Here is a 594-nt window from a genome sequence, read left to right as displayed (position 1 = left end):
AGGGGCTGTCCAAAAAGTCATTGAAAAGTGACTTTTGAGGACAGCCCCTCATTTTTTATATTTATTGGGTCAACTAAAACTAGGTTGTTGATTTCCGCTGCAGGTACTCGCTTTCCGCGGGCGGTCCGGGAGCCTCCTCGTCGCAAGCTCCTGCGGGGTCTCCCCTGGCCACGCTTTTCCCGCAGGAGTCTCGTACCTTCCGCTACAATCAACAAGTTTACAAAATTCAGTCGTATTAACACCAATTTTTTTAAAAAGCTACACAAAAAAATCATCCTTTTTAGTAAAATGAAGTTACCACACTACATTACAGAAAGGATGATTTTTTATGAGCAATCAATTGATTACTAATGAAAATTATAACACGCAAACTTCCCTTTTTCCAGAGTTCGAAGAGGTGAAACTAGAAGTTCAAAATGAAGAAAACCAAGAAAGTGGAAAACAAAAAGTACCTAATCCAAGGAAATTAGCTCCTACTTTCAAACCCTACGATAATCGACAAGTTCAAATGATTTATGATATCGAATCCCTTATTCCACAACATCACGAGGCCCGTGTAGTAGACGAAATGGTTGAAGCTATTCCTGATGAGAA

General features: G+C 40.1%; 1 protein-coding gene. It reads left to right on the top strand.

From position 1 onward, the window contains the following. Positions 1-328: 328 nt before the first annotated feature. A partial coding sequence (locus E1I69_RS24290) for a hypothetical protein (protein ID WP_136382033.1) occupies positions 329-594 on the top strand: 266 nt, incomplete at its 3' end.

Source organism: Bacillus timonensis, from assembly GCF_004799755.1.
GTDB classification, from domain to species: Bacteria; Bacillota; Bacilli; order Bacillales; family Bacillaceae_L; genus Ferdinandcohnia; species Ferdinandcohnia timonensis_A.
Note: the sequence above shows the minus strand (reverse complement) of the source record. Positions and strands in the feature narration are given on the sequence as shown.